11 protein-coding genes are annotated in these 16,262 nt (G+C 49.5%); 7 read left to right on the forward strand and 4 right to left on the reverse strand.

Features of this window, described 5'->3' with window-relative positions; translation table 11 throughout:
• Positions 1-66: 66 nt before the first annotated feature.
• The 3 genes from mtgA (at position 67) to ORJ00_RS07360 (ending at position 2,963) form a co-directional block, all read left to right on the forward strand.
• Entirely contained in the window at positions 67-756 is a 690-nt protein-coding gene (mtgA, locus tag ORJ00_RS07350; protein WP_306139414.1) for a monofunctional biosynthetic peptidoglycan transglycosylase, read from the forward strand.
• 70 nt (positions 757-826) lie between these two features.
• Complete coding sequence (locus ORJ00_RS07355) at positions 827-1,660, forward strand: DNA ligase (protein WP_306139415.1); 834 nt, start codon at positions 827-829, stop codon at positions 1,658-1,660.
• A gap of 52 nt (positions 1,661-1,712) precedes the next feature.
• Positions 1,713-2,963 (forward strand): serine hydrolase domain-containing protein, encoded by a 1,251-nt coding sequence (locus ORJ00_RS07360; RefSeq protein ID WP_306139416.1) that lies wholly within the window; start codon positions 1,713-1,715, stop codon positions 2,961-2,963.
• Positions 2,964-2,986: 23 nt separating this feature from the next.
• Here the strand turns inward: ORJ00_RS07360 and ORJ00_RS07365 are convergent, their stop codons facing one another.
• Positions 2,987-5,104: a tetratricopeptide repeat-containing diguanylate cyclase gene (locus ORJ00_RS07365; protein WP_306139417.1), complete on the reverse strand. Its 2,118-nt coding sequence runs from the start codon at positions 5,102-5,104 to the stop codon at positions 2,987-2,989.
• Positions 5,105-5,445: 341 nt separating this feature from the next.
• Here ORJ00_RS07365 and ORJ00_RS07370 point away from each other — a divergent pair, with 341 nt between their 5' ends.
• Positions 5,446-7,233, forward strand: a complete 1,788-nt coding sequence (locus ORJ00_RS07370; protein WP_306139418.1) for a hypothetical protein — start codon at positions 5,446-5,448, stop codon at positions 7,231-7,233.
• 72 nt (positions 7,234-7,305) lie between these two features.
• Here ORJ00_RS07370 and ORJ00_RS07375 read toward each other — a convergent pair whose 3' ends face one another.
• The 3 genes from ORJ00_RS07375 to ORJ00_RS07385 form a co-directional block, all read right to left on the reverse strand.
• Positions 7,306-8,223 carry a DMT family transporter gene (locus ORJ00_RS07375; protein WP_027669879.1) on the reverse strand — a complete coding sequence of 306 codons (918 nt, stop codon included), beginning with the start codon at positions 8,221-8,223 and terminating at the stop codon, positions 7,306-7,308.
• A 91-nt stretch (positions 8,224-8,314) separates the two neighbouring features.
• The gene (locus tag ORJ00_RS07380) at positions 8,315-9,214 is read right to left on the reverse strand and encodes an AraC family transcriptional regulator (protein WP_027669878.1); all 900 of its coding nucleotides are present in this window, start codon (positions 9,212-9,214) and stop codon (positions 8,315-8,317) included.
• Positions 9,215-9,330: 116 nt separating this feature from the next.
• Positions 9,331-9,939: a TetR/AcrR family transcriptional regulator gene (locus tag ORJ00_RS07385; protein WP_027669877.1), complete on the reverse strand. Its 609-nt coding sequence runs from the start codon at positions 9,937-9,939 to the stop codon at positions 9,331-9,333.
• Between the two features lie 465 nt (positions 9,940-10,404).
• Between ORJ00_RS07385 and ORJ00_RS07390 the strand changes: the two genes are divergently transcribed.
• From ORJ00_RS07390 to ORJ00_RS07400, 3 genes are read left to right on the forward strand one after another with little or no spacing between them, the layout of a single operon-like run.
• Positions 10,405-11,673: an efflux RND transporter periplasmic adaptor subunit gene (locus tag ORJ00_RS07390; RefSeq protein WP_306139419.1), complete on the forward strand. Its 1,269-nt coding sequence runs from the start codon at positions 10,405-10,407 to the stop codon at positions 11,671-11,673.
• Positions 11,674-11,683: 10 nt separating this feature from the next.
• Positions 11,684-14,860, forward strand: coding sequence for an efflux RND transporter permease subunit (locus tag ORJ00_RS07395; protein ID WP_306139420.1), 3,177 nt, complete (start codon positions 11,684-11,686; stop codon positions 14,858-14,860).
• A complete protein-coding gene (locus ORJ00_RS07400; protein WP_306139421.1) occupies positions 14,853-16,238 on the forward strand; it encodes an efflux transporter outer membrane subunit in 1,386 nt (461 codons plus the stop codon). The genes ORJ00_RS07395 and ORJ00_RS07400 overlap by 8 nt, the downstream gene beginning before the upstream one ends.
• The last annotated feature ends 24 nt before the right edge of the window (positions 16,239-16,262 follow it).

Raw genomic sequence — 16,262 nt, forward strand, 5'->3', positions numbered from 1 at the left:
CTATACTGTTGCCTGTTGCAGGCGACTACGCCTTAAAGGCTGGCCTAACCTGACAAGAGAGGATAAATGACACAAGGTGAGCGCGGTTTTTTCGGTTGGGCCTGGTTTGTTGCCTGGCGTTTATTGCTGGCGTTGGTGCTGTTGTTACTGATATCTCTACTGGTGCTTCGCTTTGTACCGCCACCAACATCTGCTTTTATGCTGCAAAGTCCTTATCCTGTTAGTCAGCATTGGATAAGCATTGATAAGCTGCCCGCGCATGTGCCGCTGGCCATGGTTGCCTCTGAAGACCAAGGTTTTCCACAGCACTTTGGTGTTGATTTCAGCGCCATTAGTAAGGCGCTTGATCAGTACGACGATGGCAATGGCTTGCGCGGCGCCAGTACCATTAGCCAGCAAACGGCGAAAAACTTGTTACTGTGGCCATGCCGCAGTCTGGTCCGCAAAGGCTTGGAAGCGATGTTTGCCGTAAGTCTGGAAGTGATTTGGGGTAAAAAACGTATACTAGAGGTGTATTTAAATATCGCCGAATTTGGCAAAGGCATTTATGGCGTGGAAGCGGCCAGCCTGCATTATTATGGTAAGTCGGCCAGCAAGCTAACCATTAACGAGGCCGCGCGGCTTGCCGTGGTATTGCCCAGCCCGCGTAAGCGTGAACCGCGCCAGTTAACGCCTTATTTGCTGCAGCGCGTGAACTGGGTTGAACGGCAAATGCGGCAACTTGGTAATGATTACCTAAAACCAATTATTAATTAACGCAGTCAGCTTCAACTTGCTGAAACAGCGTGTGTCACTATACTTATGCTTTTAAATTAAAAGATGCTAAATGGTGACTAATAAGTTAATTATTGTTTTGTTACTCTGCTGCTTTCAGCTGGCAGCTGCAACGAAACCGGACCTATTGCTCGCTGAAGTCTATAGTGACAACATCGATGTTCAGCAATATTGGGTGAGTGAAAAGCTTGATGGTGTGCGCGCATTTTGGAATGGTGAACAGTTAATCTCCCGTGGCGGCAATGTGATTGCTGCACCTGGCTGGTTTGTAGCTGATTTTCCTGGTCATGAATTAGATGGTGAACTGTGGCTGGGGCGCAATCAATTTGCACAGACACTCAGTATTGTCAGTAAACATCAGGCTGTTGATAATGAATGGCAGCAAATTCGCTATTACATCTTCGAATTGCCCAATGCCGGGGGGACATTTAGCCAGCGTATTGATGCAATGCACAATATTGCTCGGCAACATAACACTCCTTTCTTAACCGTAGTGCCACAGTTTCGGCTGGCTGATAACGCGCAGCTTATGGCCAAACTAAATGAGTTGGAAGCCTGCGGTGCCGAGGGTTTAATGTTACATCATCAGGATGCCTTATATAAAACTGGCAGAAGCAGCGATTTACTAAAGCTGAAAACCTATCAAGACACTGAAGCGCAGGTAATTGGTTACCGGCCGGGCAAGGGAAAATATCAAGGCATGGTGGGGGCTTTGGTGGTTAAAACTGCTGAAGGTAAAGAGTTTGCTATTGGCAGTGGTTTAACCGATGCACTACGCCTTGCACCACCGCCAATTGGCAGCGTAATTACCTACCGCTATAACGGCCTGACCAAACATGGCTTGCCGCGCTTTGCGCGATTTGTGCGGCTGCGACAAGCGCTATAATGAGTAGTACGTTTAAGCACTGATGTCACCAATAAAAAAGGATAGGTACCCAATGTACGTCATACAAACTACCACCATTGCTACCTTAGCCATATTGCTCAACCTAAGCGGCCTTGCTAACGCCGCAGAAAAAACGCGCTCAGCAGATGCGGTGGCGCCGTTAGCCTATCGCCATATGCATGAGCCTATCGGCACTGTGCGGCAGATTTACGACGGCAAGCTGTATCCGGATATTCAGGTTAATACTTTTCGCAATATCGACCGGCTGTTCCCAACCCGCACCGTAGCGCGTGGCGGGGCAGTAAGCACTTTGCCGTTGAGTGAGCAGCCGCTGCAGGATTTTTCTTATCGGGTAGATGGCAAAACGTTTGATCTTTATGATGTGTTGTCGATGAACCGTGTCAGCGGCCTCCTGATTATCCACAACGGTGAAATTTTATTTGAAAAGTACCTGCTGGGCAATAACCCGGATACGCGCTGGATGTCGATGTCGGTGGTTAAGTCGGTTACTGCAACCTTAATTGGCGCTGCAATACACGACGGCCATATCAATAGTATTAATGACCCTATCGTTAACTATTTGCCACGTTTTAAGGGTACCGCCTACGATGGCGTAACGGTGAAACACCTGCTACAAATGAGTTCCGGCGTGGCGTGGAACGAAACCTACACCGATCCTGCATCCGACAGACGGCGTATGCTGGAGGCGCAACTAAACCAGCAACCCGGCGCTATTTTAGATTTAATGGCGGCGCTACCACGTGCAGCCAAACCCGGTACAGTATGGAACTACAGTACCGGCGAAAACCAGCTTGCCGGTGCTTTGGTGCAAGCGGCTACCGGCAAGCTGGTGGCGCAGTATTTGTCAGAGAAAATCTGGTCGAAGCTGGGTATGCAGGCCGACGCTAACTGGTGGCTGCAATCTCCCGATGGGCTGGAAATAGGTGGTAGCGGTTTGTCGGCTACGTTGCGTGACTATGCACGTTTGGGCTTATTTTGGCTTAATGACGGTGTTATCGAATTAGATGGTAACACACAGCGGGTGCTGCCAGAGGGGTGGATGAAAGCGGCCAGCAGCAGGCAGAACATTGGCGGCAAAACAGTTGATTATGGCTATATGCTCTGGCCGATGCACGGCAAAAGCTATGCCGCCGAGGGCATTTTTGGTCAGTATGTGTTTGTTGACCCCGATAAACAACTGGTGGTAGCGATGTGGAGTGCGCAGGCTAAACCTCTTAACCGCGCCGGGTTGGATGAATATGCTTTTTTTAAAGCATTGTCTGAGTTTTTGCCTAAGATATGATTTTCTCAAAGCGTTTAAGTTGGTTAGGGCTGCTGCCAGTAGAGTGAGCCAGGAAACGAGTGATGTACTATTACTTTGTTTTGATCTAGCCAATGTTGTAACTGCGCATCGCTAATATTGGCAGATGTTAGCTGTGTTTTGCAGTCTTCTATACCCACCCAGCCGTTTCGGCCAGAGTATTTAGCGGCGTACAGGCTTAAATCTGCCAGCCTTAGCAGGGTGGGCCAGTGACTGTTTTGTTGGTTCATATCCAACGGATAACAGGCATAACCCAGAGAGCAGCTAACCTGCAACGGTGCTAGCCCTTCAATGATAAAAGGGCTTTGCTGTATCGTCTCGATAAAACGCTGGGCAAGGGTTTTTGCATCTTCTCGGTGTATAAAGCGGGCCACGGCAACAAATTCTTCACCGCCCCAGCGCACCAGATAATCGGTTTGACGAAACACCTGTTGCATTCTGTGTTTTAGTCTTTTAAGGACTTCGTCACCGATATTATGACCGTAGGTGTCATTCAGCGCTTTGAAATTATCCAGATCGATAAGAAACACGACGAGATCTGCGTTTTCGGGTTTGGCAGTTTTACCGGCCCGCCAGTCTTGATATAAACGTTGGCAATGGTCTAAATCATTTTCTATATGGCTCTCAAGGAAATGACGGTTGTGCAAACCGGTAAGCTTGTCTGTCAGGCTAATGGTCTCTAGCTTTTGATAGGCGAGCTGCAGCTCCTGATTTTTTTGGTTAAGCTCCAACGTTCTGGCATCTACTTGTTGAACTAAAAGCCTATTTAGCCTTTTTTGAATGTGCCGGCGGTACAGCATCAACAATATTACGAAGCCTGCTATCAGGCTAAGGATCCATAAATTGCGGGCTGACTTTTGCTGTTCCGTTTTCACTTGTTGTAAAGCTTGTTCCTTTTTTAGCAGCTCAATTTGATTTTGCTGGCGGGTAAAGTCTACCTGAGCCTGAATACTGGCTATGGCTGTCACCCGTTTGGTATTGAAAATGTCATCGTCCAGTTGCTTTTGTCGCTGCAATGCCGCTAGCGCCTCCCTAACAGCATCCTGTTTAATTAAAACCTCGACTCGAAATTTTTCCAGTTGGGCTTCATCGGCGCGTTCATTGTTCAGGCGAGCTTGCGTTACGCCGGCATCTATATAAGCCAGCGCTGCATTATTGTCACCTTTGTTAATGGCTAACTCGGCACCAAGCTTATATGCATCTACTAATAAACTTTTATAGTGTTGCTCAATAGCACGGCCGATCACGCCGTCTAGCAGCTGTTGAGCTTTGGCATAATCGGCTTGCTCCATGGCGAGCTTCGCCAAATTTGTTCGCGCCCAGTCAGCGTCCCGGGGGGCATGAATTTGCTTAAAGAGTGCCAGAGCTTGGTTTAGATGCTGTTCAGCTTGGGCAAAATTACCTGACTCACTATACAAATAGCCCAGTTTGTTATGGCTATAAGCGATGTCCCGTGGATCACCGCTGGCCATATCAAGTTCGAGTGACTGCAAAAAATAACTCAGGGCTTTGTCGTTGTCGCCCATCACTCTGAATAAATCGCCGACGTTGTAAATAGCGCTGGCAATGCCACTTTGATTGCCCAGCTCATTATGCAACTTTAGTGCGTTTTGGTGAGCCTGTAATGCCTCTTCATATTGGCCCATTTTCTCAAGAATAGTACCAATAGTGTTATAGGCCGATGCTATGGCGCTGGTATCTTGCTCTGTTTGATAAATGTGCATCGCCTGATAAGCATAATTTAGCGCTGTACTGTAGTCACTTTGGTAGCGAAAAGTCAGGCCTAGTTGGCGTAAGGCGTTGGCCAAAAGTATTGACTGCTCGCTTTGCTGAAACAAACTAACAGCTTGTTGCAGCTGCTTTTTTGCTTCAGGGTAGTTATTGCGCTCCATGGCATTTCTGCCCAGGGCGTAATAGGCTTTGCCCTGTTCAACAAGATCTTTTTGCTGGTTCGCTAACTCACTATAACTCAGGGCTAGTTGGTCAGCCTTATCCATATCACCTTGCTGGCGGGCAGTGTCTATTTGTTTATACAAATGAGAAAAATCGACCTGTTCGGCTAAAGTGGGTATACCGAGGCAGCACAGTAAGAATAATAATTGGAGGCGCAGAACACGCAACACAGTGGGGCTTTCCTGTTTAATTTTTAAACAGATATCGAATCTAGCATAAAAGAGAGTCGAGCACCATTCACCGCAAAAGGTGGGTACAAAATATGATTAACGGCAAAGTTTCAGTTTGTGCTTCGAGATATTGTTTACCTGTATATTGGGTTGCAGTTGGCTGTTACGACGCTTAACGTAATATCAGTTTTTTCTCCATTGAATATCATTACGCGGTGCATTTCCTGATCTAAATTTTATCCACCTGCAACGCAAGTGTTACAAGTGCGGCCAGGCCTTAAAGCGTGTTTACAGCAACTGTACCGCTTGTTACCTCAGGATATTGTAAATGGAGCCTTAATATGAAGCTGATAACTTTTACTGCTACGTGTCTGTTATGTTCTTTACCTGTGCTGGCAGATGATGCTAAACCCAGCGCTGTAGATTATGCGATGTATTTTCAATCAGCTATTAAAGATAGTGAATACTGCTCAATGAAACTGGTGTCTGGCCAGTTGCAGGCAGTGAACAAAATTAGCGGCAAATTAATCAGTAACCCGGCGATGACGTGCCCGGATATGTTTTCCTGGAAACTGTTTGCCGAGGTTATTACCGATAAGTTTTGGTCAAACTGGGCTGACGAGCGACAGAACTGGCCGGCAGAACCCTACCCGCTTTGCCAGGCGGGGCAGAAACCGGGTGCCAGCGAGAATTGTTGCCTGCCTGGCGACAAAAATAACAGCAAAGAACATTGCCCGGTGTTCCCGGGGGAGCAGTTTACATCGCAGTTAACTGCATTGGCTAAAGCCAAGCCGGATAAAGCCGTTGAACATGCTAAAAGCAGTGAGCTAAAGCGCCACACTCGCTTACCCTTTCATAGCCAGCTTAACCCGTTAACTAAAGTTAATACGGCTGCCATGCTTAAGGCGCATTCTGCCAGTACAGAACCGGCAAACTGTGAAGCCGTGACGGTGAATAGCCAGACAAAAAATATGGTTCCGGCTATCTCTAAAGCGTTTAAACCGGCAGATCCGCAAAGTATTGGCAGGGTTATTCGACAGACCAATGCTGAGCTGACAGTGCGTAATCAGGTTTTTCACAACTATTTGTTTGAAAACAATTTATATAACGCGAATGGTGCGCTGGATGTGTTTTTTGCTAATCAGAAAAATATGCAGCAAGATGCACCTTATCGTAAAACTAACCAGTCGGCGCATGACGGTCAACCGGCGTCCTTGGTGAGAATTGACTTACCCTCCGATGCGGTAATGATAAAAAGTAACTGGCTGCATAAGGATCTGGCGGCACAGCTTGGCATGGATACCGACGCTAATGCTTACGCCAGTAAATACCTGGCGACGCAAATAAACCTAAACGCACTGGGGTTGTCGGAAGACCCTACAGCAAGCTGTAATCTTGAGGGCGTGCATTATTTAGTCGCGTTTCATATTTCCTCCAAAGACATCCCAAATTGGGTTTGGACAACGTTTGAGCACATTGCGCTGCCCGGTCGTTGCGACGTAACGGGGTGTAACGACGCCTATGGCTACAGTAGTGCAGACGCAAGACCGGCCAATACGGCAGACAATTATGTTGTGCCTAACCAGCAATCAGACAACCTGAATCAAAGTAGCATAGTGCTGCACCATGACGCTGGATATCCAATTGAAACCATTCGGCCAGAATGGCAAAAGTTGCTTAGTGCAATGAATATTGGCACTAAAACCAGTACCAATGCGTTTGAACCGGCCGCGGCAAATAAGGCCTGGTTGAATTATCGCCTTAAAGGCTCACAGGTTGAATATGTCAACGCCATAGGCCAACCCACATTTTTGGGTAATTCAGTCACCGAGGCAGGCTTTATGGATGGCTCTAGCTGCATAGGTTGTCACTCCAGAGCCGGCGTTGCAGCGTTAGGGACTAAACCGGGTGATAAGCTAGATCCGGCCAGCAGCTTTAAACATTTTTTAGCGCTTTCGGTGTTTGAAACCAGTTTGTCTGACTTTGGCTATTTCCGTAGTCATAACGGTATTCCTAATCCGGACTGGTACTACCGCGACAACAATTCTTCACCAGAAATGGAAGTAATGCAGGCTGACTTTATCTGGGGCTTTTTAAATGCTCAACCCGTGGTTACTGAGAAAAAGTAGCTTAAGCCATGTAACGGCGGCATTTAAAGCTAATTGGTTTGCTTTAAATGCCGTATTAAAGATGTATGCTGTTTAGGGGGCTAGTTGCGGTTGGCGTGTTAGCAATAAGGCCTTAATTTTGGCAAACGGCGTTAGTACCAGCGCATTACCCAGCAGCACCAAAGCAAAGCCGGCAAAGGTGTAGCCACTCCAGGCAAAGTCTTCAAACAGGGTGCTTAGCACTACGGCGACCAGCGGAAACAGCACTATGGTGTAGCTGGCTTTTTCCGGCCCCATACCTTTTAACAGCGCAAAGTAAGTAGCAAAGGCGATTACCGAGCCAAATACCGCCAGGTACAGCAACGAAATAATAAAGGCCGGCGAGGTACTGAAAGTAAACGGTGTGCCGCTGAACAGCACCAGTGCTGTCAGGCCGATGGCGCCATAGAGCATGCCCCAGGCGTTAACCTGAGTAATAGGTAAACCGGCGCGCGAGTTACGTACACTGGCCATGTTGCCAAGCGATGCGCTAAGCGCACTGCCCAGCACCAGCACTAAGCCTATTAAGCTGGCGTTGGTAAAATCCAACCCGTCTAAATCCGGATAAAACAGTACTATTATGCCGGCAATGCCCATTAAGGCGCCAAAATAAATGCGTTTGGCCACCGGTTTGCCGAAAAACAGCCGGGTATTAACAATGTTCATTAGCAACATGGTGGTAAAGGCAATGGCGGTCATGGCCGAGGTTAAATACTGCTGCGCCTGGTAAATTAAAATGTAATTCAGCGCAAAGTTAAACAGCGCCAACAACGCAATAAAGCCATGATCTTTGGCGCTAAAGCGCATTGGCAGGCGGCGCCATACACAAAACAGCCACATCAAAATGGCTGATAAAATAAAACGATACGCCAGTGATACCTCTATCGCCACTTCACCGAGCTGAAACTCAATGGCAAACCAGGTAGAGCCCCAGATTAATACAGTAACCAGGTACAACAGCATGTTTTTCATAGTGGATGACATAGTGGGCGCAGTTGGCAGCAACAGAGGCGGTGATCATAAAGCCTTGCGTGCAGTTTAAACAGTAGCCACAGCAGAAAATTTACAGCGTTTGGCGAAAACGCGCGACATCGGCTTTCGGTGGCGCACCAAATAAGCGGCTGTATTCGCGACTAAACTGTGACGGGCTTTCATAACCCACCTTGTAGCTTGCTGTCGCGGCCTCTAAGCCTTCATAAAGCATAATGCGCCGCGCTTCGTTTAAACGCAGCTGTTTTTGAAACTGCAGCGGCGACATTGAGGTCACGGCTTTAAAGCTTTGAAACAATGCTGATTCGCTTAAATGCGCAGCATCAGCCAGCTCTTTAATACGCAGCGGCTGGTTGTAGCGCTGATTCAGCATTTCTATGACTTTGCTGATGCGGTGTGCCTGACTGTCTATTTGCGTGAATTCGCGCAGTTGACTGCCAACCGGCCCAAGCAATAAGCGGTACAGCATTTCACGCTTCAGCAACGGCAACAGTATTGGAATATCTTGTGGTGATTGCAGCAACTGTGTCAGACGCTGAAATACTGACAAAAGACACAGGTCCGCATCGCCAACAGCAATACCGCGGGCAGGCATAGCCGATGGTGTTACCTTGTGAGCTATATCAATTATCAGATCTGTCAGTTCACGCAAATCCAGGTTTATCAGAAGAGCAATGTAGGGCCTGTCGGTGCTGGCGGTAATAATTTTACCGCTTACCGGCAAGGTTACCGGCGCAATAAGATATTGCAGTTCGTGGTACTGCAGTTGTTCATCACCCAACCATACCCGCTTTGAACCTTGCACCAGCAAACACAACGCAGGTTGGTAAATAGTTGGCGTTGCAGAGGTAGGGCCGTCACTATGGTATAGCTTTACGCCCGGGATGTTGGTTTCACTCAGGCCGTTGGACTGTATTGTTTGCAACAGCGGCTGAAGCATTTGCTGGCGCAAGCGTTCACGTTCGTCAGTCATAGCGGCTTCTCCACGGTATTGATAAACGCAGTATAAGCAGCCGCCGGGGCTTTGCCTATTGCCGCAGTGCCGGTTTGCAGGAATAGGCAATAACAGTGGAGTTTAAGGCAGGCGAATTAGCGCGGAAATGCCATTAGTGTTAGTTTTGCAACTTCGCGCAATTGCTCGGCGCTGGCGCCGTTGTTAGCCTGCACAGCCATACCTTGTAATACGGTACCCAGGTAACGGGCTAAGGTTTCAGCATCGGCATTGGCGGGTAAATCGCCTTCTTGCTTCGCGCGCTCAAAGCGTTCGCGCATTTTTTGCTCGCCCTCTACACGGCGGTTCATCAGTGCTTCTTTTACTGTAGCTGCCGCTTCGCTGCACGACAGTGCACCTTGTACCACCACACAGCCCTGCGGTTTGCCGGTATCAGCCATATTCATCGCAGCACCAAACAGCATATGTTCTGCAACTTCATAGGCAGTGGTTTTTTCCAGCGCTGGCAGAAAGAACGAACAAGGGCGGCTTTCGTATAGCTCAATAGCTTTTAAAAACAGCTGTTCTTTGTTGCCAAAAGCAGCATATAAGCTGGGTTTATTTATGCCCATAGCGTCAGTCAGATCGGTTAATGACGTGCCGTCATAGCCTTTACGCCAGAATACTTCTAACGCTTTTTCCAGCGCAGTGTTGGTATCGAAGGCGCGTGGCCGGCCGACATGCGGCGTGCAATTTACTTCTGGCATGGCTCTGCTCCTACATTAAAACATGCTGATATAGTAAACAGCAAAAGACCCCATGTCCAGCAAGGGTTACTTACCGTTGAGTACAGATATCTTGCCACTGACATCAGCTAAGCCTCCCAGGCGCTTACGATCGTTCAGTAAAGCTGTGGTCACGCCGCAGCGCAGGAGTTTCAGGCAATAATGCGCCGGTATCCGGCATTAAACCCGGTATGGTGGCGCCTTACAATACTGACATAGCCTGACAGTAGCCTCCGTTGGCTTAGTGAAATCGTCGGCACTGCAATAGTGCTGTTTCAGCCTTAGAACCAATTTTTTTACCGTAGAATTAAATTAATTTACCGATTGGTACAAAATTATATTGACAGTTTTTATGTGTTCTATATATTTACCGACCAGTACAGAATTAACAAGTTTTATTTTATGCAATTTTTTGCAACCGTTAACAAGAGTGTGGAGAACAGCGTCATGAGCAGGAAAAACACTATTAGAACTTTTATGTTAGCAAGCGTTGCTGCCCTGGTGTTGGCTGCTTGTGGTAATCCGGAGGCGGCGAACCAGCCTCAAGCACCGGCTGCACCGCAGGTAAGCGTGGCGCAAGTGGTGTATGAGCGTATCACCGAATGGGATGAATTTACTGGCCGCTTGCAGGCACCGCAAACGGTAAACCTGATGCCGCGCGTGTCAGGATATATTGAACAAGTCCATTTTAATGAAGGCGCCTTGGTTAAGAAAGGCGACTTACTGGTACAAATTGACCCGCGCCCGTTTGCTGCAGAGGTTGCGCGCTTAAAAGCCGAATGGCAAAGCGCACAAAGCGCGGCCGTATTAGCGCAGAACGATTACGCAAGGGCAGAAAAACTTAGCAGCCAGCGCGCAATATCGGCCGAAGTGTTGGACAGCCGCCAGGCGCGCAAGCAGCAAACTGCGGCCAGTGTTGCCTCAGTAAAGGCGGCGCTTGATAGGGCCGAGCTCGACTTAAGCTATACCACCGTGCGCGCGCCAATTAGTGGGCGGGTATCGTACGCTCAAGTTACGGCCGGTAACTATGTTAATGCAGGACAAAGCCAGCTTACCAGCCTGGTATCGGTAGATAAAATGTATGCCTACTTTGACGTGGATGAACAAACCTATTTGAAATACGCCAGGTTGTCGGCTGACGGTAAGCGCGCTGACACCCGCGACGAAACGGCGAATCCGGTAACCATGGCATTGGCGTCAGATACCGATTATGGCCATATTGGCAACATCGACTTTGTCGATAACCGCATTGACCCGCAAACCGGCACTATCCGTATTCGCGCCAGTTTCAACAATAGCGAAAACGATTTGTTACCCGGACTATTTGCCCGCATAAAACTGGTCGGCAGTAATTCATATGATGGCGTGCTAATTGACGAAAAAGCTATAGGCACCGACTTAAACAACAAGTTTGTCCTGCTGGTTAATGCCAGTAATCAGTTGGAATACCGCGCTGTTACCTTGGGTGAAAAAGTTAATGGCCTGCGTATTGTCAGTAGCGGGCTAAACGCAGGTGACCGCATAGTGGTTAATGGCCTGCAGCGCGTACGCCCCAGTATGCAAGTAGCGCCTAAATTGGTTGAAATGGCCAGCAACGAGCAATTAGCCGCCCTTCGTAATACACAAAAACTGCTGGACCAAACCAGCAGCGCACTAACCGCTGAAGTAAACAGTGTCCAGAAAGTAAACACTGACACTGCAGCAAATCGCGGCTAAGGAGCCAAAAATGTTATCGCAATTTTTTATCCGCCGGCCGATATTCGCCGCTGTTATCTCACTGCTGTTTTTTATTACCGGTGCGATAGCAGTATGGCAGTTGCCCATTACTGAATATCCTGAAGTGGTGCCACCAACAGTAGTGGTTACCGCAAACTATCCGGGCGCTAACCCAAAGGTGATTGCTGAAACGGTGGCCTCGCCATTGGAGCAGGAAATTAACGGCGTGGAAGACATGCTGTATATGTCATCCCAGGCCACCTCGGATGGCCGCATGACATTAACCGTTACTTTTGCTATCGGTACCAACGTTGATTTAGCGCAAACCCAGGTGCAAAGCCGGGTAGAGCGCGCCAAGCCACGGCTGCCGCAAGAAGTACAACGTTTAGGCGTGGTTACTGAAAAATCATCACCTGATTTAACCATGGTGGTGCATTTAACCTCACCGGATAACCGCTATGACATGCTGTATCTGTCTAACTATGCGGCGCTGAATGTAAAAGACGAGCTGGCACGGATAGAAGGTGTTGGCGCAGTGCGCTTGTTTGGCGCTGGCGACTACAGCATGCGCATTTGGTTAGACCCGAATAAAGTGGCGGCGCTGGGTTTATCACCGGCACAAATTACTGCTGCCATTCGTGAGCAAAACCAGCAGGCCGCCGCGGGTAGTTTGGGCGCACAGCCTAGTGGTGATGCCGAATTTCAGCTGCTTATTAACGTTAAAGGCCGCTTAGCGGCAGTAGAAGAGTTTGCAGATATTATTATCAAGGTGGGCGCTAATGGTGAAATAAGCCGGTTAAAAGATGTCGCGCGGCTGGAGCTTGGCGCCTCTACTTACGCGCTAAGGTCTTTGCTGGATAATAAAGACGCCGTGGCCATTCCGATATTTCAGGCATCAGGTTCAAACGCTATTCAAATCTCGGATGATGTACGGGCCAAAATGGCTGAATTGTCAAAAGGCTTTCCGGATGGTTTAGCCTACGACATCGTGTACGACCCAACCGTATTTGTGCGTGGTTCAATTGAAGCGGTAGTAAAAACCCTGCTTGAAGCGGTGTTGCTGGTGGTGTTAGTGGTAGTGCTGTTTTTACAAACCTGGCGCGCCTCTATAATTCCGTTGGTGGCAGTGCCGGTGTCTCTGGTGGGTACCTTTGCCTTTATGCAGCTGTTGGGCTTTTCGCTGAACGCGTTATCGTTATTCGGTCTGGTACTGGCTATCGGTATCGTAGTGGATGACGCCATCGTCGTAGTAGAAAACGTAGAGCGTAACATCAGCGAAGGCTTATCGCCGGTTGCCGCAACGCAAAAGGCGATGAAAGAAGTAACAGGCCCCATTGTCGCCACTACGCTGGTGCTGGCCGCGGTGTTTATTCCTACCGCCTTTATGTCGGGCTTAACCGGGCAGTTTTATAAGCAGTTTGCCTTAACCATTACCATTTCTACCTTTATCTCAGCTATTAACTCGTTAACGCTAAGCCCGGCGCTGTCGGCACTGCTGTTAAAAGGCCATGGTGAGAAAAAAGATGCCTTAACCCGCGGCATGGATAAGCTGTTTGGTGGCTGGTTATTTGGCCCGTTTAACCGCTTCTTTGCCCGCTTATCCAACGGTTACGGCTGGCTGGTAAAAAAGGTGATCCGTTTTGGCGCTATTGTCGGCGTAATGTATGTCGTATTAGTGGGCTTAACCGGTCTGCAGTTTGCTACTACGCCAACCGGCTATGTACCGGGCCAGGATAAGCAGTATTTAGTTGCCTTTGCGCAGTTACCGGATGCGGCGTCACTGGAACGCACCGAAGCGGTAATTAAAGAAATGTCGCGTATCGCGCTGGAACAACCGGGCGTGGCTAACTCTGTGGCTTTCCCGGGCCTGAGCATTAACGGTTTTACCAATAGCCCGAACAGCGGCATTGTGTTTACGCCGCTTACCGACTTTAGCGAGCGCACCGATCCGTCGATGTCTGCCGGTGCAATAGCCGCGGCATTAAACCAAAAATTTGCCGGTATTGAAGATGCCTTTATCGCGATATTCCCACCGCCACCGGTGCAGGGGTTGGGTACTATAGGTGGCTTCCGGCTGCAAATACAGGACCGCGCTAACCACGGTTATGACGAGCTGTACAAGGTGACTATGCAGGTGATGATGAAAGCCTGGCAGACGCCACAGCTGGCGGGCGTGTTCTCCAGCTACCAGGTGAATGTGCCGCAGCTGGATCTGGATATCGACCGCACCAAAGCCAAACAGCAGGGGGTGGCACTGGATGAAGTGTTTCAAACGCTGCAGGCTTATATGGGCTCGGTGTATGTGAATGACTTTAACCAGTTTGGCCGCACCTATCAGGTAAATATGCAGGCTGACGAGCAGTTTCGCCAAACGCCCGAGCAAATTGGCCAGTTAAAAGTGCGTAATAACAGCGGCGAGATGATCCCGTTGGGTTCTTTTATTAACGTGACCAATAGCGCCGGGCCAGACCGCGTAATGCACTATAACGGCTTTACCACCGCCGAAATTAACGGTGGCCCGGCACCGGGGTACAGCACCGGTGAAGCCCAGGCGGCGATTGAGAAAATTCTGGCCGAAACCCTGCCAAACGGCATGACGTACGAGTGGACTGAGCTGACCTACCAGCAAATTCTGGCCGGTAATGCCGGGTTATTTATCTACCCGTTGATTATTCTGCTGGTGTTTATGGTACTGGCCGCGCAGTACGAAAGCTTAAGCTTACCGCTGGCGATTATTCTGATTATTCCGATGACGCTGTTATCAGCACTGAGTGGCGTGCTGCTGTACGGTGGTGATAATAATATCTTCACCCAAATTGGTTTAATTGTGTTGGTGGGGCTGGCAACCAAGAACGCCATTCTTATCGTCGAGTTTGCCAAAGAGCTGCAAGACCAGGGCATGAGCGCACTGGACGCCATATTGGAAGCCGGCCGCCTGCGCTTACGGCCAATCCTGATGACGTCTATCGCCTTTATTATGGGCGTGGTGCCAATGGTGTTCTCCAGCGGCGCCGGTGCTGAAATGCGCCAGGCGATGGGGGTGGCGGTATTTGCCGGCATGATAGGCGTAACCATTTTCGGCTTAATTTTAACCCCGCTGTTTTATTACATGCTGGCCAAGCGTGGTGAGCACAAAGCAGTAACTGACGAGCACGATACTGAAGCCAAAGGAGCACATCATGCGTAAATTGCTAAACCATTCTGCGCTGGCGTTAATAGTAGCAGCGTCATTAAGTGCTTGTGCCGTCGGGCCGGATTACCAAACCCCGGCCAACGTGGCGGATATCAGCTTTAGCAGCCCGTACCAACAGGCACAGCAGGCACAAAGCTGGTGGCAGGCGTTTGACGATGCCACGCTAAACCAGCTTATAAGTAGGGCATTGGCCGAAAACCGCACTCTGGCGCAGGCCCGCGCCAATGTCGACCGGGCTTATGCGGTATTTCGTGATGCCAACAACGACTTGTTGCCCAAAGGCACCTTAGACGCCGGTTATCAGGCCAGCGAAAACGGCACTGTGTCGCCGCTGGATGATGGTGTAATAAGCCGGGGTTACAGCACAGGCGCTAATTTAAGTTGGGACTTAGACTTATTCGGCAAAATCCGCCGTGCCACAGAAGCGGCCGAGGCGAATGCGCAGCAAGCTGATATTTTATGGCACGACGCTCAGGTACAGCTCATCAGCCAGGTGGCCACCAGTTATGGTGAATACCGTGGCGCCCAGCTGCGTTTAGTCGTGGCAGAGCAAAACCTGCAAAACCTGCAGCAAAGCCGCGCTATAGTGTTGTCACGGTTAGAGGCCGGTATGGCATCAGAGCTGGAGCTGGCACAAATAGATGTGCAGTTTCATCAGGTACAGGCGGCAGTGCCGGCTTATCGGGTGGCGCTGTTAACCGCAGATGCTACGTTATCGGCCTTGCTGGCGCAGCAGCCCGGTAAATTAAGGCTGGGGGCAGTGCCGCATTTGCCAGAGCTTAAGCAGCCGGTAGCAGTGGTAGCGGGGGAAAACTACCTGCGTTACCGCGCCGATGTTGCCAGCGCCGAGCGTGTGTTGGCAGCCCGCACGGCTGAAATTGGCGTAGCCACCGCCGATTTATACCCAAATGTATCCGTGCGCGGCTTTTTAGGCTTTTTATCTGGCCCGGGCCTAACGCTAGGCAGTGACACACAAAGTTGGTCGGTTGCACCGGCGCTAAGCTGGCAAGCCGCTGACTTAGGCTCGGTTAAAGCGCGTATTCGCAGCGCTGAGGCGAGCTCGCAAATGGCACTGGCACAGTTTGAACAACAGGTGTTTAATGCCATTAACGAGATGCAGTTATCGCTAAGCAGCTATAACTTAAGCCGCGAGCAGCAGCTAAGCACCGAGTTACAGTGGCAAGCCAGTAACAAGGCAGTGCAAATTGCCCGCCAGCGTTACAACGCAGGCTCAGGTGAGTTTTTAGACTTGTTAGACGCCGAGCGCGAACTGCTGCGCAGCCGCGATCAGTTAGCGCAACTGCAACAGCAAAGCTTTAGCCGCCTGGTAGGCATTTACCGCAGCTTTGGCGGTGGGATACAGTTGATTTAGGCTTTGTTTAGATTAGCAAAAGCC

This window comes from Rheinheimera baltica, assembly GCF_030731985.1.
Classification (GTDB): domain Bacteria; phylum Pseudomonadota; class Gammaproteobacteria; order Enterobacterales; family Alteromonadaceae; genus Alishewanella; species Alishewanella baltica.

Bases quoted from the DNA above. Each gene is read 5' to 3' on its own strand.
- ORJ00_RS07355 (WP_306139415.1), top strand. From the start codon at position 827: ATGGTGACTAATAAGTTAATTATTGTTTTGTTACTCTGCTGCTTTCAG.
- ORJ00_RS07375 (WP_027669879.1), bottom strand. From the start codon at position 8,223: ATGAAAAACATGCTGTTGTACCTGGTTACTGTATTAATCTGGGGCTCT.
- mtgA (WP_306139414.1), top strand. From the start codon at position 67: ATGACACAAGGTGAGCGCGGTTTTTTCGGTTGGGCCTGGTTTGTTGCC.
- ORJ00_RS07380 (WP_027669878.1), bottom strand. From the start codon at position 9,214: ATGACTGACGAACGTGAACGCTTGCGCCAGCAAATGCTTCAGCCGCTG.
- ORJ00_RS07360 (WP_306139416.1), top strand. From the start codon at position 1,713: ATGTACGTCATACAAACTACCACCATTGCTACCTTAGCCATATTGCTC.
- ORJ00_RS07400 (WP_306139421.1), top strand. From the start codon at position 14,853: ATGCGTAAATTGCTAAACCATTCTGCGCTGGCGTTAATAGTAGCAGCG.
- ORJ00_RS07395 (WP_306139420.1), top strand. From the start codon at position 11,684: ATGTTATCGCAATTTTTTATCCGCCGGCCGATATTCGCCGCTGTTATC.
- ORJ00_RS07390 (WP_306139419.1), top strand. From the start codon at position 10,405: ATGAGCAGGAAAAACACTATTAGAACTTTTATGTTAGCAAGCGTTGCT.
- ORJ00_RS07370 (WP_306139418.1), top strand. From the start codon at position 5,446: ATGAAGCTGATAACTTTTACTGCTACGTGTCTGTTATGTTCTTTACCT.
- ORJ00_RS07385 (WP_027669877.1), bottom strand. From the start codon at position 9,939: ATGCCAGAAGTAAATTGCACGCCGCATGTCGGCCGGCCACGCGCCTTC.